General features: G+C 68.9%; 14 protein-coding genes. 8 read left to right on the top strand and 6 right to left on the bottom strand.

Translation table 11 applies throughout. The annotated features are described in order from the left end of the window. From rplA to ACQKM2_RS11150, 6 genes are all read left to right on the top strand, one after another. A complete protein-coding gene (gene rplA / locus ACQKM2_RS11175; protein ID WP_427708485.1) occupies positions 1–729 on the top strand; it encodes a 50S ribosomal protein L1 in 729 nt (242 codons plus the stop codon). A gap of 155 nt (positions 730–884) precedes the next feature. Further along, positions 885–1,802 carry an LppX_LprAFG lipoprotein gene (locus ACQKM2_RS11170; RefSeq protein ID WP_427708484.1) on the top strand — a complete coding sequence of 306 codons (918 nt, stop codon included), beginning with the start codon at positions 885–887 and terminating at the stop codon, positions 1,800–1,802. 285 nt (positions 1,803–2,087) lie between these two features. Beyond that, positions 2,088–2,618 carry a 50S ribosomal protein L10 gene (rplJ, locus tag ACQKM2_RS11165; protein WP_329380783.1) on the top strand — a complete coding sequence of 177 codons (531 nt, stop codon included), beginning with the start codon at positions 2,088–2,090 and terminating at the stop codon, positions 2,616–2,618. A gap of 111 nt (positions 2,619–2,729) precedes the next feature. Next, the gene (rplL, locus tag ACQKM2_RS11160) at positions 2,730–3,113 is read left to right on the top strand and encodes a 50S ribosomal protein L7/L12 (protein ID WP_329197480.1); all 384 of its coding nucleotides are present in this window, start codon (positions 2,730–2,732) and stop codon (positions 3,111–3,113) included. Positions 3,114–3,688: 575 nt separating this feature from the next. Beyond that, the gene (gene rpoB / locus ACQKM2_RS11155) at positions 3,689–7,171 is read left to right on the top strand and encodes a DNA-directed RNA polymerase subunit beta (RefSeq protein WP_427708483.1); all 3,483 of its coding nucleotides are present in this window, start codon (positions 3,689–3,691) and stop codon (positions 7,169–7,171) included. A gap of 95 nt (positions 7,172–7,266) precedes the next feature. After that, a complete protein-coding gene (locus ACQKM2_RS11150) occupies positions 7,267–11,166 on the top strand; it encodes a DNA-directed RNA polymerase subunit beta' (RefSeq protein WP_427708482.1) in 3,900 nt (1,299 codons plus the stop codon). A gap of 61 nt (positions 11,167–11,227) precedes the next feature. Here ACQKM2_RS11150 and ACQKM2_RS11145 read toward each other — a convergent pair whose 3' ends face one another. The 6 genes from ACQKM2_RS11145 to ACQKM2_RS11120 form a co-directional block, all read right to left on the bottom strand. Then, positions 11,228–12,268, bottom strand: coding sequence for a M48 family metalloprotease (locus ACQKM2_RS11145; protein WP_427708481.1), 1,041 nt, complete (start codon positions 12,266–12,268; stop codon positions 11,228–11,230). Then, positions 12,265–13,212 carry a hypothetical protein gene (locus ACQKM2_RS11140; protein ID WP_427708480.1) on the bottom strand — a complete coding sequence of 316 codons (948 nt, stop codon included), beginning with the start codon at positions 13,210–13,212 and terminating at the stop codon, positions 12,265–12,267. Before ACQKM2_RS11140 ends, ACQKM2_RS11145 begins: the two co-directional genes overlap by 4 nt. A 16-nt stretch (positions 13,213–13,228) precedes the next feature. Beyond that, positions 13,229–15,361 carry a hypothetical protein gene (locus tag ACQKM2_RS11135; protein ID WP_427708479.1) on the bottom strand — a complete coding sequence of 711 codons (2,133 nt, stop codon included), beginning with the start codon at positions 15,359–15,361 and terminating at the stop codon, positions 13,229–13,231. Continuing rightward, complete coding sequence (locus ACQKM2_RS11130) at positions 15,358–16,149, bottom strand: hypothetical protein (protein ID WP_427708478.1); 792 nt, start codon at positions 16,147–16,149, stop codon at positions 15,358–15,360. The genes ACQKM2_RS11135 and ACQKM2_RS11130 overlap by 4 nt, the downstream gene beginning before the upstream one ends. 127 nt (positions 16,150–16,276) lie before the next feature. Next, positions 16,277–16,990: a Crp/Fnr family transcriptional regulator gene (locus ACQKM2_RS11125; protein ID WP_427708477.1), complete on the bottom strand. Its 714-nt coding sequence runs from the start codon at positions 16,988–16,990 to the stop codon at positions 16,277–16,279. A gap of 61 nt (positions 16,991–17,051) precedes the next feature. Further along, positions 17,052–19,535 (bottom strand): YfhO family protein, encoded by a 2,484-nt coding sequence (locus ACQKM2_RS11120; protein ID WP_427708476.1) that lies wholly within the window; start codon positions 19,533–19,535, stop codon positions 17,052–17,054. A gap of 400 nt (positions 19,536–19,935) precedes the next feature. On the opposite strand from ACQKM2_RS11120, the gene rpsL reads away from it, so the two are divergent. Both rpsL and rpsG read left to right on the top strand, forming a co-directional pair. Next, complete coding sequence (gene rpsL, locus ACQKM2_RS11115) at positions 19,936–20,307, top strand: 30S ribosomal protein S12 (RefSeq protein WP_007265893.1); 372 nt, start codon at positions 19,936–19,938, stop codon at positions 20,305–20,307. 2 nt (positions 20,308–20,309) lie between these two features. Next, entirely contained in the window at positions 20,310–20,780 is a 471-nt protein-coding gene (gene rpsG / locus ACQKM2_RS11110) for a 30S ribosomal protein S7 (protein WP_007265894.1), read from the top strand. Positions 20,781–20,802: the final 22 nt, after the last annotated feature.

The raw sequence follows: 20,802 nt of genomic DNA, 5'->3' as shown, positions 1-20,802 counted from the left end.
GTGAAGCGCAGCAAGACTCTCCGCGCTGCGGACGCCAAGGTCGACCGGGACAAGCTCTACGCCCCGCTCGAGGCCGTCCGTCTCGCCAAGGAGACCTCCGCCACCAAGTTCGACGCCACCGTCGAGGTTGCCTTCCGCCTGGGTGTCGACCCGCGCAAGGCCGACCAGATGGTCCGCGGCACCGTGAACCTCCCGCACGGCACCGGTAAGACCGCCCGGGTCCTGGTCTTCGCGACCGGTGACCGTGCTGCGGCCGCGGAAGCCGCCGGCGCCGACATCGTCGGCGACGACGAGCTGATCAACGAGATCGCCAAGGGCAACCGCCTCAACGAGTTCGACGCCGTCGTGGCGACCCCGGACCTCATGGGCAAGGTCGGCCGCCTCGGCCGCGTGCTCGGTCCGCGTGGTCTCATGCCGAACCCGAAGACCGGCACCGTCACCATGGACGTGGCCAAGGCTGTCACCGAGATCAAGGGTGGCAAGATCGAGTTCCGCGTCGACAAGCACTCGAACCTGCACTTCATCGTCGGCAAGGTCTCCTTCACCGACGAGCAGCTGGTCGAGAACTACGCGGCCGCTCTGGACGAGATCATCCGTCTGAAGCCGTCCGCCGCCAAGGGCCGCTACATCAAGAAGGCCGCCCTCAGCACCACGATGGGCCCCGGCATCCAGCTGGACTCCAACCGCACCCGGAACCTCCTCGTCGAGGAAGACCCGGCTGCTGTCTGAGCCTCACGGCTCGCCTGAGTGGCTGAACGGGCCCCTCGCTCCCTCGGGAGCGGGGGGCCCGTTTCCGTTTCCCCTGGCCGATAACCCGTACGACTTTTGCGTGTATCTGCCATATGGTCGGACAGTTCGACGATCACATCAGGGGTGGGGACTCCATGTTCACGTACCGCAAGAAGACCGCAGGCGCCGCGCTGGCCGCCGTACTGCTCGTGGGCGGGGCCACGACGGCCTGCGAGGACGGGAAGAAGGCCGACGGCGGCAAGGCCGCGTCCGCGCCGTCCGCGCAGGCCTCTCCGTCCGCCTCCAAGGCGGCCGGGGGCGCCGCGGACGCCACGCCGGCCGCGTTCCTGCAGAAGGCCAAGAAGACCTCCGAGGAGATCACCTCCGTCCGCTACACCCTGACGGGGACGGCCTCGGGCCAGCAGGTCTCCTCCGAGGCCTCCATGCGGTTCAAGCCGTCCGTGGCGATGTCGATGAAGGCCACCTCGCAGGGCGCCGAGTCCGGCACCGTCGAGATCCGCATGGTTGACGGGGCCATGTACCTGGGCTCCGACGGCACGTGGCTGAAGTTCGACATGAAGGCCCTCGACCCGGCGACCGCCAAGAAGATGGAGAGCGCCCAGGGCGGCGCGAACAGCTCCGGCGAGAACCCGGGGGACCGGGCCGACCAGCTGATGGGGGCCAAGGACCTCAAGACGGTCGGCGAGGAGAACGTCGACGGCGTGAAGACCACGCACGTGGCGGGGACCATCACGACCGAGCAGATGCGCGCCGGCATCGCGACGACCGCCACTCCGGAGGCCCGGGAGCGCCGGGAGAAGAGCCTCAAGCAGCTGGAGGGCGAGGGGATCAAGTCCCTCGCCGTCGACATGTGGATCGACGAGACCGGCCGCACCAAGCAGGTCCGCACCCGCGGTGAGGGCACCAAGGGCCCGATGGACACGACGATCAAGTTCCTGGACTACAACAAGCCGGTCGAGATCACGGCCCCGCCGGCCGACCAGGTCGTCGACCTCGCCGAGATGATGAAGCGCTCCCGCGAGGGCGCCGGCTCCGGCACCCAGCAGGGCTGACCAGGCAGGACGTGTGGAGCGGATCCGCCGTACGGGCGGATTTGCTCTGCAACGGATGGTTCGCGTACTCTTCCGGAGAAGCCAAAGACCGCTGGTCGTTGCCGTGCCTGGAAGGGTGCGGTGGCCGAAGGATCCGCTACTGCGGACGACCCGCGTAGGTGACTGTGGAATATGTTCCCGGGAATTCGTTTCCGGTCGAGCTACGCCCTGGCGCCTGCGCCGGGGCGTTTTGTATGTAAGCCCCTTCTGAGCGGTCCTCATCACCCGGAAGGAGGCGAACGCACCATGCCGACGCCCAACAAGGCTGCATCGGTGGCCGAGCTCAAGGACGCGTTCCAGAGCTCCAACGCCGCCGTGCTGACCGAGTACCGGGGTCTCACCGTCGCGCAGCTCAAGACGCTGCGTCGCTCCCTCGGTGAGAACGCCCAGTACGCCGTGGTGAAGAACACGCTGACCAAGATTGCGGCCAACCAGGCCGGGATCACCGCGCTGGACGAGCACTTCGCTGGTCCGACCGCGGTCGCCTTCATCACCGGTGACCCGGTGGAGTCGGCGAAGGCCCTGCGTGACTTCGCCAAGGAGAACCCGAACCTCATCATCAAGGCCGGTGTCCTTGACGGTAAGGCTCTCTCCGCCGACGACATCAAGAAGCTTGCGGACCTCGAGTCCCGCGAGGTTCTGCTCAGCAAGCTGGCCGGTGCGTTCAAGGGCAAGCAGTCCCAGGCTGCCTCGCTCTTCCAGGCGCTCCCGTCGAAGTTCGTCCGCACCGCGGAGGCGCTTCGGGTCAAGCTCGCCGAGCAGGGCGGTGCCGAGTAATTCGGCTCGCGCATTGATCCACGCCGCCTAGTGCGTGGGTCGTAGCGGGCCGTTACGCCCGCCTCTATAGACACATCGGCACCTGCCGAATTAGTGGAAGGATCGCCCATCATGGCGAAGCTCTCTCAGGACGACCTCCTCGCCCAGTTCGAGGAGATGACCCTCATCGAGCTCTCCGAGTTCGTGAAGGCCTTCGAGGAGAAGTTCGACGTCACCGCCGCCGCGGCCGTCGCCGTTGCCGGTCCGGCCGGCCCGGGCGCCGTCGTCGAGGCCGAGGAGGAGAAGGACGAGTTCGACGTCATCCTCACCGGTGCGGGCGACAAGAAGATCCAGGTCATCAAGGTCGTGCGCGAGCTGACCTCCCTGGGTCTGAAGGAGGCCAAGGACCTCGTCGACGGCACCCCGAAGCCGGTCCTCGAGAAGGTCAACAAGGAGGCCGCTGACAAGGCCGCCGAGGCCCTCAAGGCCGCCGGTGCGGGCGTCGAGGTCAAGTAACACCTCTGAGGCCGCCTGACGGCCTCTGCGAAGGGCGATCACCCGTAAGGGTGGTCGCCCTTTGGCGTATCCGCAGTGCCTGACTTGCCCTCCTCTCGTTGGGGAGTAGGGTGATCTTCGTTGTCCCGAAGCAGGGTCCGGAGATGATCCGCTCGGAGCACGGGGCCTTGACGAACGGCCAGCGGCGCGCAATTCTCAGTCCCGTCGCGAGGTCGGCCGGCTCGATCCGAGATCCGAGGTACGGATCGAGGCATGGATCGACTACGAAGAGGGCAGTACTGATACGCGCTCTGTGTACGAGAGCCGCAGCGTGTTGGTTGAACAACGGTAGGGAAGGGCCTGTTGCCGGTTTCCGGAAACCTGGTCTGGACATCAGTGAGCCAAGTGGCTACACTGACCCTTTGCGCTGCCTGTTAGCTGTCCCCTGCCCGTCGCCAGGGGCATGCCCACGCTCGAGCACATCTGACTGACCGCCTCTGACCTGGTCTTTTCGCCAGATCCGGAGCACCTTGTCTCCTGTGTCGGCTGGGACCGGTACGCGCGTAGTGAGTCCGAGCCCTCGGAAGGACCCCCTCTTGGCCGCCTCGCGCAACGCCTCGACCAATACGAACAACGGTGCCAGCACCGCCCCGCTGCGCATCTCCTTTGCAAAGATCAAGGAGCCCCTCGAGGTTCCGAACCTCCTGGCGCTGCAGACCGAGAGCTTTGACTGGCTGCTCGGCAACGCCGCCTGGAAGTCCCGCGTCGAGTCGGCGCTTGAGAGTGGACAGGACGTCCCCACCAAGTCCGGTCTGGAAGAGATCTTCGAGGAGATCTCGCCGATCGAGGACTTCTCCGGGTCGATGTCGCTGACGTTCCGCGACCACCGGTTCGAGCCGGCGAAGAACTCCGTCGACGAGTGCAAGGAGCGCGACTTCACGTACGCGGCGCCGCTCTTCGTCACGGCCGAGTTCACGAACAACGAGACCGGTGAGATCAAGTCTCAGACGGTCTTCATGGGCGACTTCCCGCTCATGACCAACAAGGGCACCTTCGTCATCAACGGCACCGAGCGCGTCGTCGTGTCGCAGCTCGTCCGTTCCCCGGGTGTCTACTTCGACTCCTCCATCGACAAGACGTCCGACAAGGACATCTTCTCCGCCAAGATCATCCCGTCCCGGGGTGCCTGGCTGGAGATGGAGGTCGACAAGCGCGACATGGTCGGCGTCCGCATCGACCGCAAGCGCAAGCAGTCCGTCACCGTCCTCCTGAAGGCGCTCGGCTGGACCACCGAGCAGATCCTCGAGGAGTTCGGCGAGTACGAGTCCATGCGCGCCACCCTGGAGAAGGACCACACCCAGGGCCAGGACGACGCGCTGCTCGACATCTACCGCAAGCTGCGCCCGGGCGAGCCGCCGACCCGCGAGGCCGCTCAGACGCTGCTCGAGAACCTCTACTTCAACCCGAAGCGCTACGACCTCGCGAAGGTCGGCCGCTACAAGGTGAACAAGAAGCTCGGCGCCGACGAGCCGCTCGACGCCGGTGTGCTCACCACCGACGACGTGATCGCGACGATCAAGTACCTCGTCAAGCTCCACGCGGGCGAGACCGAGACCATCGGTGAGTCGGGCCGTTCGATCGTCGTCGAGACCGACGACATCGACCACTTCGGCAACCGTCGTCTGCGCAACGTCGGCGAGCTCATCCAGAACCAGGTCCGTACGGGTCTGGCCCGTATGGAGCGCGTCGTGCGCGAGCGCATGACCACCCAGGACGTCGAGGCGATCACGCCGCAGACCCTGATCAACATCCGGCCGGTCGTCGCCTCCATCAAGGAGTTCTTCGGCACCAGCCAGCTGTCGCAGTTCATGGACCAGAACAACCCGCTGTCGGGTCTGACGCACAAGCGTCGTCTCTCGGCGCTGGGTCCCGGCGGTCTCTCCCGTGAGCGGGCCGGCTTCGAGGTCCGTGACGTGCACCCGTCGCACTACGGCCGCATGTGTCCGATCGAGACCCCCGAAGGCCCGAACATCGGTCTGATCGGCTCGCTCGCGTCCTACGGCCGCGTCAACGCGTTCGGTTTCATCGAGACCCCGTACCGCAAGGTCGTCGACGGCGCCGTGACCGACGAGGTCGACTACGTCACCGCCGACGAGGAAGACCGCTTCGTCATCGCCCAGGCGAACGCCCGCCTGGACGACGAGCTGCGCTTCACCGAGAACCGCGTCCTGGTCCGCAAGCGTGGCGGCGAGGTCGACTACGTCGAGCCGTCCGACGTGGACTACATGGACGTCTCGCCGCGCCAGATGGTGTCCGTCGCCACCGCGATGATCCCCTTCCTCGAGCACGACGACGCCAACCGCGCCCTCATGGGCGCGAACATGATGCGCCAGGCCGTCCCGCTCATCAAGGCGGAGGCCCCGCTCGTCGGCACCGGCATGGAGTACCGCTGTGCGGTCGACGCCGGCGACTCGATCAAGGCGGAGAAGGACGGTGTCGTCCAGGAGGTCTCGGCCGACTACATCACCGTCGCCAACGACGACGGCACGTACACCACGTACCGCGTCGCCAAGTTCTCCCGCTCGAACCAGGGCACCTCGGTCAACCAGAAGGTCATCGTCAACGAGGGTGACCGCATCATCGAGGCCCAGGTCCTCGCCGACGGTCCCGCGACCGAAGAGGGCGAAATGGCCCTCGGCAAGAACCTGCTCGTCGCGTTCATGCCGTGGGAAGGCCACAACTACGAGGACGCGATCATCCTGTCGCAGCGCCTCGTGCAGGACGACGTCCTCTCCTCGATCCACATCGAGGAGCACGAGGTCGACGCCCGTGACACCAAGCTGGGCCCCGAGGAGATCACCCGGGACATCCCGAACGTCTCCGAGGAGGTCCTCGCCGACCTCGACGAGCGCGGCATCATCCGCATCGGTGCGGACGTCGTCGCCGGCGACATCCTCGTCGGCAAGGTCACGCCCAAGGGTGAGACCGAGCTGACCCCCGAGGAGCGCCTGCTCCGCGCGATCTTCGGTGAGAAGGCCCGCGAGGTGCGTGACACCTCGCTCAAGGTCCCTCACGGTGAGATCGGCAAGGTCATCGGCGTCCGCGTCTTCGACCGCGAGGAGGGCGACGAGCTTCCTCCGGGCGTGAACCAGCTGGTCCGCGTCTACGTGGCCCAGAAGCGCAAGATCACCGACGGCGACAAGCTCGCCGGCCGTCACGGCAACAAGGGTGTTATCTCGAAGATCCTTCCGATCGAGGACATGCCGTTCCTCGAGGACGGAACTCCGGTCGACATCATCCTGAACCCGCTGGGTGTCCCGTCCCGAATGAACCCGGGACAGGTCCTGGAGATCCACCTCGGCTGGCTCGCCAGCCGCGGCTGGGACGTCTCCGGCCTCGCGGACGAGTGGGCGCAGCGCCTCCAGGCGATCGGCGCCGACCAGGTCGCCCCCGGCACCAACGTCGCCACCCCCGTCTTCGACGGTGCGCGTGAGGACGAGCTGGCCGGCCTGCTCCAGCACACGATCCCGAACCGCGACGGCGAGCGCATGGTGCTCCCGACCGGTAAGGCGCGTCTGTTCGACGGCCGCTCCGGCGAGCCGTTCCCGGACCCGATCTCGGTCGGGTACATGTACATCCTCAAGCTGCACCACCTGGTCGACGACAAGCTCCACGCCCGTTCGACCGGTCCGTACTCGATGATCACGCAGCAGCCGCTGGGTGGTAAGGCGCAGTTCGGTGGTCAGCGCTTCGGTGAGATGGAGGTGTGGGCACTTGAGGCGTACGGCGCCGCCTACGCGCTCCAGGAACTCCTGACGATCAAGTCCGACGACGTGACCGGCCGCGTGAAGGTCTACGAGGCCATCGTCAAGGGCGAGAACATCCCCGAGCCGGGCATTCCCGAGTCCTTCAAGGTGCTCATCAAGGAAATGCAGTCGCTCTGCCTCAACGTGGAGGTGCTGTCCTCGGACGGCATGTCCATCGAGATGCGCGACACCGACGAGGACGTCTTCCGCGCGGCGGAGGAGCTCGGTATCGACCTGTCCCGGCGCGAGCCGAGCAGCGTCGAAGAGGTCTGACGGGCCTGGCCGGGGGATCCGATCGATCCCCCGGCCGCCCCGGGACCGTTCAGACCATGATTGAGACTCGACCCCGAAAGAGGGATTGACGCACAGTGCTCGACGTCAACTTCTTCGACGAGCTGCGGATCGGCCTTGCCACCGCGGACGACATCCGAACCTGGTCGCACGGCGAGGTCAAGAAGCCGGAGACCATCAACTACCGCACCCTCAAGCCCGAGAAGGACGGACTCTTCTGCGAGAAGATCTTCGGTCCTACCCGGGACTGGGAGTGCTACTGCGGCAAGTACAAGCGTGTCCGCTTCAAGGGCATCATCTGTGAGCGCTGTGGCGTCGAGGTCACGCGCGCCAAGGTGCGCCGTGAGCGCATGGGCCACATCGAGCTCGCCGCTCCCGTCACCCACATCTGGTACTTCAAGGGCGTCCCGTCGCGCCTGGGCTACCTGCTGGACCTCGCGCCGAAGGACCTCGAGAAGGTCATCTACTTCGCCGCGTACATGATCACGTTCGTCGACGACGAGCGCCGTCAGCGCGACCTGCCGTCGCTGGAGGCCCACGTCTCCGTCGAGCGCCAGCAGATCGAGAACCGCCGTGACGCGGACCTCGAAGCCCGTGCCAAGAAGCTCGAGAGCGACCTGGCCGAGCTGGAGGCCGAGGGCGCCAAGGCCGACGTGCGCCGCAAGGTGCGCGAAGGCGCCGAGCGCGAGATGAAGCAGCTCCGCGACCGCGCCCAGCGCGAGATCGACCGCCTCGACGAGGTGTGGAACCGCTTCAAGAACCTCAAGGTTCAGGACCTGGAGGGCGACGAGCTCCTCTACCGCGAGCTGCGTGACCGCTTCGGCACGTACTTCGACGGTTCCATGGGTGCGGCTGCCCTGCAGAAGCGCCTGGAGTCCTTCGACCTGGAGGAGGAGGCCGAGCGCCTCCGCGAGATCATCCGTACCGGCAAGGGCCAGAAGAAGACCCGTGCGCTCAAGCGCCTCAAGGTCGTCTCCGCGTTCCTGCAGACCAGCAACAGCCCCAAGGGCATGGTCCTGGACTGCGTCCCGGTCATCCCGCCGGACCTGCGTCCGATGGTGCAGCTGGACGGTGGCCGCTTCGCGACCTCCGACCTGAACGACCTGTACCGCCGCGTGATCAACCGCAACAACCGCCTGAAGCGCCTTCTCGACCTCGGTGCCCCCGAGATCATCGTGAACAACGAGAAGCGCATGCTCCAGGAGGCCGTGGACGCCCTCTTCGACAACGGTCGTCGTGGTCGCCCGGTCACCGGTCCCGGCAACCGTCCCCTGAAGTCCCTCAGCGACATGCTGAAGGGCAAGCAGGGTCGATTCCGTCAGAACCTCCTCGGCAAGCGCGTGGACTACTCCGCGCGTTCCGTGATCGTCGTCGGTCCGCAGCTGAAGCTGCACCAGTGTGGTCTGCCCAAGGCCATGGCGCTGGAGCTCTTCAAGCCGTTCGTGATGAAGCGCCTGGTCGACCTGAACCACGCGCAGAACATCAAGAGCGCGAAGCGCATGGTCGAGCGCGGCCGCACGGTCGTGTACGACGTCCTCGAAGAGGTCATCGCCGAGCACCCGGTCCTGCTGAACCGTGCGCCCACGCTGCACCGTCTCGGCATCCAGGCCTTCGAGCCCCAGCTGGTCGAAGGCAAGGCCATCCAGATCCACCCGCTCGTCTGCACCGCGTTCAACGCGGACTTCGACGGTGACCAGATGGCCGTCCACCTGCCGCTCTCCGCGGAGGCGCAGGCCGAGGCCCGCATCCTGATGCTGTCCTCGAACAACATCCTCAAGCCGGCCGACGGCCGTCCGGTCACGATGCCGACGCAGGACATGGTCCTGGGTCTGTTCTTCCTGACCACCGACGGTGAGCTCCGTGACGTCAAGGGCGAGGGCCGCGCGTTCGGCTCGACCGCCGAGGCGATCATGGCGTTCGACGCCGGCGAGCTCGCGCTGCAGTCGTCCGTCGACATCCGCTTCCCGGTGGGCACCATCCCGCCGCGCGGCTGGGTCGCGCCGGTCGCCGAAGAGGGCGAGCAGGAGTTCCAGCCGGGCGACAGCTTCCGTCTGAAGACGACCCTGGGCCGCGCGCTCTTCAACGAGCTGCTGCCCGAGGACTACCCGTTCGTCGACTACTCGGTGGGCAAGAAGCAGCTCTCCGAGATCGTCAACGACCTGGCGGAGCGCTACCCCAAGGTCATCGTGGCGGCGACGCTCGACAACCTGAAGGCGGCCGGCTTCCACTGGGCGACCCGTTCGGGCGTCACCGTGGCCATCTCCGACGTCGTCGTGCCCGAGGCCAAGAAGGCCATCGTCGCGGGCTACGAAGCTCAGGACGAGAAGGTCCAGAAGCAGTACGAGCGCGGTCTGATCACCAAGGACGAGCGCACGCAGGAGCTCATCGCGATCTGGACCAAGGCGACCAACGAGGTTGCCGAGGCGATGAACGCGAACTTCCCCAAGACGAACCCCATCTTCATGATGGTTGACTCGGGTGCCCGAGGAAACATGATGCAGATGCGACAGATCGCCGGTATGCGTGGTCTGGTGTCGAACGCGAAGAACGAGACCATCCCGCGTCCGATCAAGGCGTCCTTCCGTGAGGGCCTCACCGTTCTGGAGTACTTCATCTCCACGCACGGTGCCCGTAAGGGTCTGGCGGACACCGCCCTGCGTACCGCCGACTCGGGTTACCTCACCCGTCGTCTGGTGGACGTCTCGCAGGACGTCATCATCCGCGAGGAGGACTGCGGCACCGAGCGCGGCCTCAAGCTCAAGATCGGTGTCAAGGACGAGGCGGGTGTCCTCCGCAAGGCGGACGACGTCGAGACCTCCGTGTACGCCCGCATGCTGGCCGAGGACGTCGTCATCGACGGCAAGGTCATCGCGCCGGCGAACGTGGACCTCGGCGACGTGCTCATCGACGCCCTCATCGCGAACGGCGTCGAGGAGGTCAAGACCCGCTCGGTCCTGACCTGCGAGTCCGCGGTCGGCACCTGTGCCTTCTGCTACGGCCGCTCGCTGGCCACCGGCAAGCTCGTCGACATCGGCGAGGCGGTCGGCATCATCGCCGCCCAGTCCATCGGTGAGCCCGGTACCCAGCTGACGATGCGTACCTTCCACACCGGTGGTGTGGCCGGTGACGACATCACGCAGGGTCTGCCGCGTGTCGTCGAGCTCTTCGAGGCCCGTACCCCGAAGGGTGTCGCCCCGATCTCCGAGGCCGCCGGCCGCGTGCGGATCGAGGAGACCGAGAAGACGAAGAAGATCGTCATCACGCCCGACGACGGCAGCGAGGAGACGGCCTTCCCGATCTCCAAGCGCGCCAAGGTCATCGTGCACGAGGGCGACCACGTCGAGGTGGGCCAGAAGCTCACCATGGGTGCCACCAACCCGCACGACGTGCTGCGCATCCTCGGCCAGCGTGCCGTCCAGGTCCACCTGGTCGGCGAAGTCCAGAAGGTCTACAACTCGCAGGGCGTGTCGATCCACGACAAGCACATCGAGATCATCATCCGGCAGATGCTGCGCCGCGTGACGATCATCGAGTCCGGCGACGCGGAGCTCCTGCCGGGCGAGCTCGTCGAGCGCTCGAAGTTCGAGACCGAGAACCGTCGCGTGGTCACCGAGGGCGGTCACCCCGCCTCCGGCCGTCCGCAGCTGATGGGTATCACCAAGGCCTCGCTGGCGACGGAATCCTGGCTGTCGGCCGCCTCCTTCCAGGAGACGACCCGAGTCCTGACGGACGCGGCGATCAACGCCAAGTCCGACAGCCTCATCGGCCTCAAGGAGAACGTCATCATCGGTAAGCTCATCCCGGCCGGTACGGGTCTGTCCCGCTACCGCAACATCCGGGTCGAGCCGACCGAGGAGGCCAAGGCCGCGATGTACTCGGCCGTCGGCTACGACGACATCGACTACTCGCCCTTCGGCACCGGCTCCGGCCAGGCTGTCCCGCTGGAGGACTACGACTACGGCCCGTACAACGGCTGAGTCGGACACGAGCAGTAACCGCAGGGCGGTCACCCGAGAGGGTGGCCGCCCTGCGGCGTTCCTAGCCCCGGAGCTCCAGATATCGCTGGAGGTGGTGGAGGCGGGTGCGGTGGTCGGGGTGGGTGGAGAGCAGCCGTGACAGGACACCGTCATCGGCGGGGGCCGCGGTCTCCTCGGCCAGTACGTCGTGCAGCATCCGGGACAGCATCGGGGCGAAGCCCAGTGCGGCCGCGTGCCGGTCGGCGCGGAGTTCGGCGCGGCGTCCGACGGCGGCGGTCAAGTAGGGCAGCGCGAGCAGGAGCAACGGCAGGCCGTAGGTCAGGGTCAGGGTGGCGAAGGTGATCCACCCGAAGAAGGCGATCAGGATGCCTGCGGCCAGGTACGAGAAGCCGCTCGCGATGCGGATCAGCCTGACCGCGCCCGCGGCCAGGCCGAGCCAGGCCAGCCGGCCCGGGAGCGCGTACCACCAGCTGAGAAGCCCCGTCCACGCGTGGCCGGCGGTGTGGTGGCCCAGCTCATGGGCGAGTACGGCGGCCAGCTGGGCCTCGGGCAGCCGCTCCAGGGCGCGCCGGGTGACGGCGACGATGTGACCCGCGGCGGCGAGGGCGTTCAGGCCGTCGCTGTCCTCGATCCACAGCTCGTAGCGGCTGCCGTCCACCCCGGCACGGGCGGTGACCTCGCGCCACACGGGGGCGAGCACGTCCAGCTCGGAAGGGAGCGGGTGCTGGAGCCGGAGCAGATGGCGGGCCAGGAACCGCTCGCTGGGGCGGTGGAACGTGAGGGCCCCGGATACGAGCCACAGCACCGTCGGCACCCAGGCGGGCAGCCCGAGCCAGGCTTCCACCAGCGTGGCCGTACCCAGGACGACGAGCAGGCTCGTCAGGAATCCGGGCAGGTGCAGGGCCAGCCGGCCGAGGGCGGTGGCGTCGGTGGTCCGCTGCCGGGCGCGGTAGTGGACGCGGGTGCCCGGTGGATGGCGGTAGCCGAGGTCGTCATGTTCAGGCTGGGCCTGGGAGGGGACGTACGCGGGCGCGGGAGCAGGGGCCTCCGGGTACCGGGGGTACTCGGGCGGGGGACCCGGCGGCTCGGCGGGCTTGCTCACGGCGCCCGCTCCGGTTCGACGGGCGGATGGGGGCGGCGCCCGTAACCGGGCGGCAGCTCGGGGAGCTCCGGCGTGGGGAGCGTGGCAGGGGGGTGGGGCGCGAGGGCCTCGTTGATCTGCTCGATCATGAGCTGCCGGGTGCGGTCCAGCTCGTGGGCCTCACCGCCGTCCCCGCCCAGCAGCGTCTTGACCTGGTCGAGCTGTGCGCGGAGGAGCGCGAGGTGGTGCTTCTCCATGCTGTCCAGTGCGAGCCGGGTGTCCTCGGGGTGCCGGGCCAGGTGCAGGGCCCAGGCCTGAACGCCGCCCCGGGCGAAGTGCTGCTGGTAGAAGGCGATCTTCTGGGCCTCGTACCGCTGGAGCTCGAGTTCGTGACGGGCCGCCTGGAGACGACGCTCGTGCTCGATGTTGTCGGCGTCGCGGCGCAGGCGTACCGTCCAGTCGACGCGGAGCCCGACGCTCTCACCCAGTGGCTTGCCGACGTGTACCGTGGCGAGCAGTTCTTCCTCGGCGGCCGCGCTGCGGGTGATGTGGAAGCCGCGGGTCACCGGGCGGCAGGACTGTTCCAGCTCGCCGAGCAGGAGCCGGGGGACGTCACGGCAGCCGCTCCGGACGTACCCGGCCGGGTCGGTGACCTGCCAGGCGAGCTCGACGGCCGCCGTGAACTCGTGGGCGTCGTTGTCGCTGGGCAGCGGGATCTCCGCGCTGACGGGGTGCGACCCCATGTCGACCTCGTACACGGCGGTGTAGAGGCGCGCGGTGCTGGGGCGCGGCCGGTTCGGGGGCAGGTACGTCACGTAGGTGCCCTTCGGCGTCGCGTAGACCAGGGCGTGGTCGATGCGGGTCGCCGCCCGGCCGCCGAACTCGAAGCGGCCGATCTGCCGGACCGTGACGACGGGGTCGGTCAGCTTGGTGTGGCGTCGGGCGTGCTGGTCGTAGTCGTACATCGTGCGGGCCTTCCCTTCAGGCGGGCGTGGGGCGGGTGAGCGCGATGCGCAGACGGGTGGCGACCTCGGGATACGGGCCGCCGTCCACGCCCTGCGGATTGCGCAGCAGGTAGGTCAGGCGGGAGGTCTCGCGGGGGGTCGCGGCCAGCCTGGTCAGCAGCGAGGCCAGTGCCCATTCCGTCTTCTCGTCCTGGTCGGCGGCCCGGATCCAGCCGCGCAGCACCTGCTCGGCGTCCTCCGTATGGGTCCGGTCGTCGAGGGCCTCGCGCAGGAGCCGCACGATCGCGGGCGCCGTCGTGGTGTCGTCGTGGTCGGCGCGCGCGTACCAGTCGAGGACGAGCGGGCGGCCGTGCCCGGCCTCCTCGTCCCGCCGGCTGCAGGCGGTGAGGAAGCCGCGCACGGCGAGTTCGTGGGCCGACCGGTGGTCGGGGAGGGTCCGCAGCAGCTCGGCGAGGACGGTGTCCGCTTCGGGCGACAGCAGGAGGAGGGCGACGGATTTCGGGAGTTCGTCGTGCACCTGCTGGTCGGGCTTCGTCTTGCCGTGCTGCCGGTGTGCCTGTGCACGGAGGGCGGCCAGGGCGGCCTGCGGGCGCTCGGTCCCGATGAGCCCCTGCGCCCGCACCGCGACCCAGCAGGGGCGGGGGTCGTCGGCGTCCGCGCTCCAGGCGTCGACGATGCGGGGGATGTTGGGCGCGTCGATCTGGTGGGCGAGGGTGAGGGCGCTGACGGCCGTCGTCCGTCTCCGAGCCCTCTCCGAGCGGGCCCAGGGCTCGATGATCAGGGCCATGGCGGACGGCAGGTCCGTGTGTGCGAGTACGGCGGCGGTGGCCGCGGCGCGGGTGCGCACCAGGGGCCGGCCGTCGTCCGCCAACTCGTTCAGCCACTTCACCAGGGCGGGCCGGGCGGCGGGATGGCCGGTCCACACCTCCGGCAGCAGGACGAGGGCCGTCCGGTCGTCGCGAAAGGCCGCCTTGAGCTGGGTGACCTCGCCCCACTCGGTGTCCTCGTGCTCGGCGTACGTGTCCGCCCGGGCGAGCTGGAGCCGTTTGCCGATGTGGGTGCTGAAGACGGGGATGGCTTCGTAGCGCTTGGGGTCGCCGACGCGCTGGAGCTGGGAGTACAGCAGGTCGCTGAGCTCTGCCGTCAGGGCGTACGGGCCCCCGTCGAAGGCGGCCAGGGCGATGAGGAAGGCCTTCTCCCGCAGGTGGATGATCTCCTCGGGCTCCGCGAACCACTCGCGCACCTGCTGTTTCAGCGCGCGCAGTGAGTAGTCGGCCAGTTCGTCCGCGCCGCGCTGACCCACTGCGTACTGGCGCAACTCGGTCGCGTATCCGACGACCTCGCGGAGCTGGTGGTCGCGGGAGAGGAACTCGTCGACCGCAGGAAGGGCGAGCAGCCGGGAGGCAGCTTCGGCTCCGACGTCCACGGAGAGCCAGGCGGCCAGCACCGCACTCTGGCCTGGAGGCTCCCACTCTTCCGGGCGGACGGCATCCTCCAGGTACGAACCCACACCGGTGGTGATCACCAGGTGGGTCTTCCGTTCGTGCATCAGGTCGCGGAGGGCGTTGAACTGGGATTCGCGCAGGGGGTCGTCGCGGCTGGTGTTCAGGTCGCACAGCACGTAGCCGACTGCCTTGCCGGGCGTGTCGAACAGGCTCGCCAGCCTGCCCGGGGTCGTGGTGCCGTCCAGGGCGTGCACCGGTGTGGCGCCCACGGAGCGGAGGAGCATCAGGGCGGCGGCCCGACGTCCGGTGAAGGGGGTGCCCGTGAGGACGAGGACCTGCTCCTTCAGGAGGCGGTCGCGTAGCTGCGCGAATCGGGTGCCCTCGTCGACGAAGACGCCAGCCAGCCGGTCAAGGTAGGGAGGCGGGATCTCCCCCGATGCGGGGGCGCCGCTGCCGAGTCCGCCGAAGCTGTAGTGGATCTCGGTGGTGACGTTGCCGAAGATCCGCTCGGCCACGACGCCGTGGTTGGTGCCGTCGAACGCCATCGACTTCGGTGCGTGTGCGTGCAGCTCACGACGGGTGGCCCACGGCTGCTGGGCCTCCTCCTCGGTCTTCTTCTGCTGCTCGGCCGTACCCCCGTCTTCCGCTGCCGCGGACTCGGGCTCCTCGGCGGGGTCCGCCGACCGGTCCGGCTGATCGCTCACCGGCGGTCACCGAAGATGATGTCGCCGTGGACGACATCGGCCCGGACGGCGTTGCCGTCGATGTGGCCGGCGAGGATTCCGTTGTTGACGCCCTGGAAGCGGATGAGGGCGGGGTCCGGTCGGCCCTCTCCGCCGGACTCCGCCCCTTCTCCCGCTCGTCCGGGTCCGCGCGGGGCCTCCGGTGCGGGGGCCGCCGCGGGTTCGGCGGCCGCCCCCGTCGGCAGGGGTCCGTGCAGCCAGGCCTGGAGCGGGCCGTTCTTGCTGGCCACGGTGACCTCGTGGAACTCCTCCGCGGGGATGCCCGGATGGTTGTGCCGCACGATCCCGCTGTGGACCGAGGGGGAGACGCAGAGGGCGTAGTCGTCCGTCCGCTCGCGGAGCGCAGCCCGCAGCGGTTCGCCGTCCAGGAGCCGACAGGCTTCGTTGAGGTCGGTGCCCACCCAGCCCTCGTGTTCGTCGATCATCACCATGCCGCTCGCGAGCACCACCCGCAGCCGGAGCTGCGCCGAGCTGGCCGCCAATCGGTTGATCGCGCGGAGCTGGGCGGGGACCTCCGTCAGCAGCGTGCGGAGCAGGACGTTCAAGGGGACGTGCGGGTCGATCAGCTCCATGACCGAGTCGCCCCGGTCGGCGCGCAGCCGTAACGTCCGGTCGACCCCGGCGGCCTGCAGGGTCCGGTCGACGACGTCGTACAGCATCCGGCGCAGGTAGGTCTGCTGGACGTCGTCACGGTCACTGAACCGCTCCGTGTCGACGAGGAGGAAGTTCCGCGGCAGTGGGTTGCTCATGATCGCCTCTCGTGGTGGTTTCCTGCGGTGACACCCGGGGATGACAGGAGACTGGCGCAGGCGGGCGCACCGTGGAGAGGGCGGATGACGCACTCGGAGTGTGACGGCCTGCACTGAACGGGACGGCTCAGCTTTCGCCCTGCGCCTGCGCGATCCGGCGCAGTACGTCCGGCCGTGCGATCAACGTCGTGCGGCGTCCCGTGATGACGACCCCGCGGTCGCGCAGGCTCTTGAGTTCGCGCTGGACCATTTCGCGGGAGGCTCCGACGGCTCCGGCGATCTCCTGCTTGCTGAGGGGGACGGTGATCTCGATCCCGTCCTCCGTGCGCCGGCCGTGCGTCCGGACCAGGTCCTGGAGCAGGACCGCCAGGCGCTCGCGCACGCTCAGCGAAGCGAACTCCAGCCGCCTCTGGTCGCCGGCCCGGGCGCGGTCCGAGGTGAGGGCCAGGAGCTGGAAGGCTGCGGAGGGGACATGGGCGAGGAAGGCGCGGAAGTGCCCGGGGTCGACGGCCACGGCGCGAACCGGTTCGAGCGCGGTCACGGTGGCGGAGCGGGCCCGTCCCGTGAGAGCGGCGGACTCGCCGATGATGTCGCCCGGCCCCCGCAGGGCGAGCAGGGCCTCCTTGCCGTTGGCGGCGGCGCTGGTGACCTTGGTCCAGCCGTCGAGGATCAGCAGGACGTGGGCGGCGGGCTCGTTCTGGTGGATGAGGTGCGTCCGGGGCGCGAACCGCAGCTCGCGGCCCAGTGCCCGTAACGCGGCGCCTTCCTCGTCCTCCAGGCGGGCCAGGAAGGGGACCCGGTCGTCCAGTCCTCCGCCGCCCGCCACGTGCTCCGCTCCCATGCGCGCCCCCTGGTCGTCAGGGCGGTCAATGTACTGGCCACCGGGGACGCGCGGCGGTGGATCAGCGGATTTGGCGGCGGCGCCTGAAGTAGGCGGCCGTCGTGACCGACGCCAGGGTGAGGAGGGCCAGGGCGGCGGCTGCGAGGCCCGGGGGGAGGCCCTTCGGGGTGAAGGTGCAGGAGAGGTTGCGGGTGCTCGGGGTGACCGGGAGGGCGAGCAGGCCGTGGAAGTCGCGGATCGGGGCCGAGCACTGCCAGCCGGGGATGTTGGTGACGGCGAGGACCGCGGTGCCGGTGGTGTTCGGGGGGAGGGTGGCTTCGAGGGTGTGGCCGCCGATGCGGACGGAGGTGGCGCCCGTGGCCTTCAGGGCGGCGGTCCTGGCGTCCAGGGCGGCGCGGTTCAGGCAGCCGATGGGGTGCTCGCCGGCCGTGGCGTTCTCCGTGCGGGTCTCCACCGTCGCGGTGACCTCGCCCGAGGCGGGGACCGGGCCCAGGGGGACGACGCCCGTCATGCGGTCCGTGAGGGGGAGCTCGGAGGCCGGGGTGCGGAGGGTGCCGTAGAGGGAGGGGGAGTACCAGTAGGCCTCGGAGCCCGGGGTGCACCGGGCCGTGTACGTCTGGGTCGTGGGGGTGCCCGTACGGGTGGTGCGGGGGACCTCGTAGACCGTGGCGCCCAGGACGTTCTCCTGGTGGGCGTAGACCGAGTCCGCGGGGTTGGGGGAGGTGTACGGGGTGGTGCGGAGGGTCACCAGGGGCGGGGCGGGCTGCTTGGTGGCCGTCCAGCTGCCCGGGGTGGGGCCCGGGTGGACGCGGGCGCCGATCGAGAAGATCGCGTCGAGCACCGGGTTGTCGGCGCCGAAGAAGGTCCGGCCGTCGTTCTTGAAGCCGTAGCCGAGGGGTTCCAGGGCCCGGTAGGTCGCTTCCGGGAGGTAGCTGCTGTAGTACTGCGGGCCCTCCGCCTGCAGGGCGAGGGCGTCGTTGTACGAGGTCTGCGGCGCGCCCGAGTCCGTCCGGTAGGCGGGCCAGCCGTCCACGCTCCGGACCGCGTCGAAGTGGTTCGTGATCGAGCGGTTCGAGGTCGGGACAGGGGCCGCCCAGCGCTCGCGGGAGCGGCGGGCGTCCGCGTTGGCCGCGGCGACCGTCGATTCGGCGAAGACGACCCCGACCATCAGGAGGGCCGCCAGGGGGAGCAGGGCCCGGTGCCGGCCCGACTGGGTGAGCAGGAGCAGGGCCAGCAGGGAGGCGGCGCCGCCGGCGAGCACGGCCGGCCAGGTCCAGCCGCCGAAGTCGTTCGTGTGGCGCAGGACGAAGGTGGCCACGAGCAGCAGGGCCGCCGACAGGGCCAGGTGGAGGGGGCGGGGGCGGTTGGCCAGGGCGAGCCAGGCCAGGACGACGACCATCCCGCTGAACACGAACGCCTCGCGGTACGGGTTGCCGTTCGGCACCGCCAGGCCGTGCCACACGTACTGCGTCGGGGGGAACTGGAAGGAGGCGAGGACGAGGAGGGTGGCCGCCGCCCACGTCAGGCGGGTACGGGCCGCGATGCGGGTGTTGAGGAGGAAGCTGCCCGCCAGGATCAGGCCCAGCGAGGCCACGTACAGGCGCGGGCGGCCGCCCCAGAGGTGGGTGGCCGGGAGCATGCCGGACAGGAAGATCTCGATGCGGACCGGGTCGAAGGCGCCGGCCTTGGTGGGCTGCGCCGCCCCGCTGGACAGGAACGACGGCAGGAGGAGGGGGAGGGTGAGGAGGATGCCCACCCCCGCCGCGGTGGCCGCGCGCCACAGGGCGCGCAGGCGCTGGGCGCCGGTCAGGTCCAGGGTGATCAGGCGGATGGCCAGCAGTACGCAGGCGGCCATCGTGGCCATCATGGCGGTGTAGAAGTTCCCGAACCAGGCGAGGGCGACCAGCAGCGCCGCACCCGTCCAGCGGCGTCCTTCCAGGCACCACTCGACGGCGATGCCGAGCAGGGGGAGGGCCACCAGGCCCCAGAGCCACATGGGGATGTACGAGGCGTCGCTGAGCGCCCAGCCGCACAGGCCGTACGTGGCCCCGAGCACCCCGCGCTGCCACCACGGGCCCGGGTGCAGCTTGCCCAGGTAGACCGTCATCACGGCGGCCGCGGTGCCCATGGTGACCGGGGTGATCACGAAGACGGCCAGGTCGACGTGCTCGCGGGGCACGAGGACGGCCAGCCAGGAGAAGGGGTTGCCCAGGTAGGTGTAGTAGTCGGACAGGAACTGTTGTCCGAATCCTCCCCGCCAGGTGAACAGCACGTCGCCGGCGGCCTGGCCGTGGACCAGGTCCCACAGGGCGCGGTGGAAGGGCACGTACTGGTTGGCCTGGTCGTTGATGGCCCGGCCCTTGTTCCCGAAGGGGAAGGTGCCCCGGGCCGCCCAGGCCGCGCAGAAGGCGCCCGAGGTGACGAGGAAGGCGAGCAGGGGCCCGTAGAGCCGGGAGAGGGCGGCGCGCCGCCGTGACGTGGGGGTTCGGCCGCCGTCGGGGGGCGGGTTCTCCGCCGTCGTCGGCTGCGGTGTGACCGTCCCCAATGTCCTGCTCCTGGCGCTCGTACGTTTTGGACTGACTCGCTGGGATTCGCTGGGCAGTGTAGTTCGCCCTCCCTACCACGCCGGTGCGCGGTACGCGCGCCCGCCCCGTCCCGGGCCGTCCCGCCCGTGCGGCGCCTGAGCTGTGCGGTCGTCGCCGCGGTGGCGGGGCGGCTTATGTTTTGACCGGAGTGGATGCGGTGGGTACGCTCAGACCTTGTGCCTGGGGTGTGCCTGGGCTCCCGTGCGTGTCCATCAACCGCACGTGAGAGTCAACGGCCACCGCGATCCATGCGTCTCCGCGCTTTGCGGGGAGGTCCGCCGGATCCGACACACCCGACCGCGTGGGTCGGCAAAGTTCCAGGTTAGCTTCACTACACGGCACACAGAAACCGGAGAAGTAGTGCCTACGATCCAGCAGCTGGTCCGTAAGGGCCGGCAGGACAAGGTCGAGAAGACAAAGACCCCCGCGCTCGAGGCCTCGCCCCAGCGTCGCGGCGTCTGCACGCGTGTGTTCACGACCACCCCGAAGAAGCCGAACTCGGCGCTCCGTAAGGTCGCGCGTGTGCGTCTGACCTCCGGCATCGAGGTCACCGCTTACATTCCGGGTGAGGGACACAACCTGCAGGAGCACTCGATCGTGCTCGTGCGTGGTGGCCGTGTGAAGGACCTGCCGGGTGTTCGTTACAAGATCATCCGCGGTGCGCTTGACACCCAGGCTGTCAAGAACCGCAAGCAGGCCCGCAGCCGCTACGGCGCCAAGAAGGAGAAGTAAGAATGCCTCGTAAGGGCCCCGCCCCGAAGCGCCCGGTCATCATCGACCCGGTCTACGCATCTCCTCTGGTGACCTCGCTCATCAACAAGATCCTGCTGAACGGCAAGCGCTCCACCGCCGAGCGCATCGTCTACGGCGCCATGGAAGGCCTCCGCGAGAAGACCGGCAACGACCCGGTCATCACGCTGAAGCGCGCGCTGGAGAACGTCAAGCCGTCCCTCGAGGTCAAGTCCCGCCGTGTCGGTGGCGCGACCTACCAGGTCCCCGTCGAGGTCAAGCCGGGTCGCCAGTCGACCCTGGCCCTCCGCTGGCTCGTGGGTTACTCCCGCGCCCGCCGCGAGAAGACCATGACCGAGCGCCTGATGAACGAGCTGCTCGACGCCTCGAACGGTCTTGGCGCTGCCGTCAAGAAGCGTGAGGACACGCACAAGATGGCCGAGTCCAACAAGGCCTTCGCGCACTACCGCTGGTAGTCCCAACCCACATCGAGACCGA

The sequence above is a fragment of the Streptomyces sp. NPDC004126 genome (assembly GCF_050275515.1).
In the GTDB taxonomy this organism is placed as follows: Bacteria; Actinomycetota; Actinomycetes; order Streptomycetales; family Streptomycetaceae; genus Streptomyces.
This window is presented reverse-complemented; position numbering and strand designations above follow the sequence as displayed.

Bases quoted from the DNA above. Each gene is read 5' to 3' on its own strand.
- ACQKM2_RS11170 (WP_427708484.1), top strand. From the start codon at position 885: ATGTTCACGTACCGCAAGAAGACCGCAGGCGCCGCGCTGGCCGCCGTA.
- rplJ (WP_329380783.1), top strand. From the start codon at position 2,088: ATGCCGACGCCCAACAAGGCTGCATCGGTGGCCGAGCTCAAGGACGCG.
- rplL (WP_329197480.1), top strand. From the start codon at position 2,730: ATGGCGAAGCTCTCTCAGGACGACCTCCTCGCCCAGTTCGAGGAGATG.
- ACQKM2_RS11140 (WP_427708480.1), bottom strand. From the start codon at position 13,212: ATGTACGACTACGACCAGCACGCCCGACGCCACACCAAGCTGACCGAC.
- ACQKM2_RS11130 (WP_427708478.1), bottom strand. From the start codon at position 16,149: ATGAGCAACCCACTGCCGCGGAACTTCCTCCTCGTCGACACGGAGCGG.
- ACQKM2_RS11125 (WP_427708477.1), bottom strand. From the start codon at position 16,990: ATGGGAGCGGAGCACGTGGCGGGCGGCGGAGGACTGGACGACCGGGTC.
- rpsG (WP_007265894.1), top strand. From the start codon at position 20,310: ATGCCTCGTAAGGGCCCCGCCCCGAAGCGCCCGGTCATCATCGACCCG.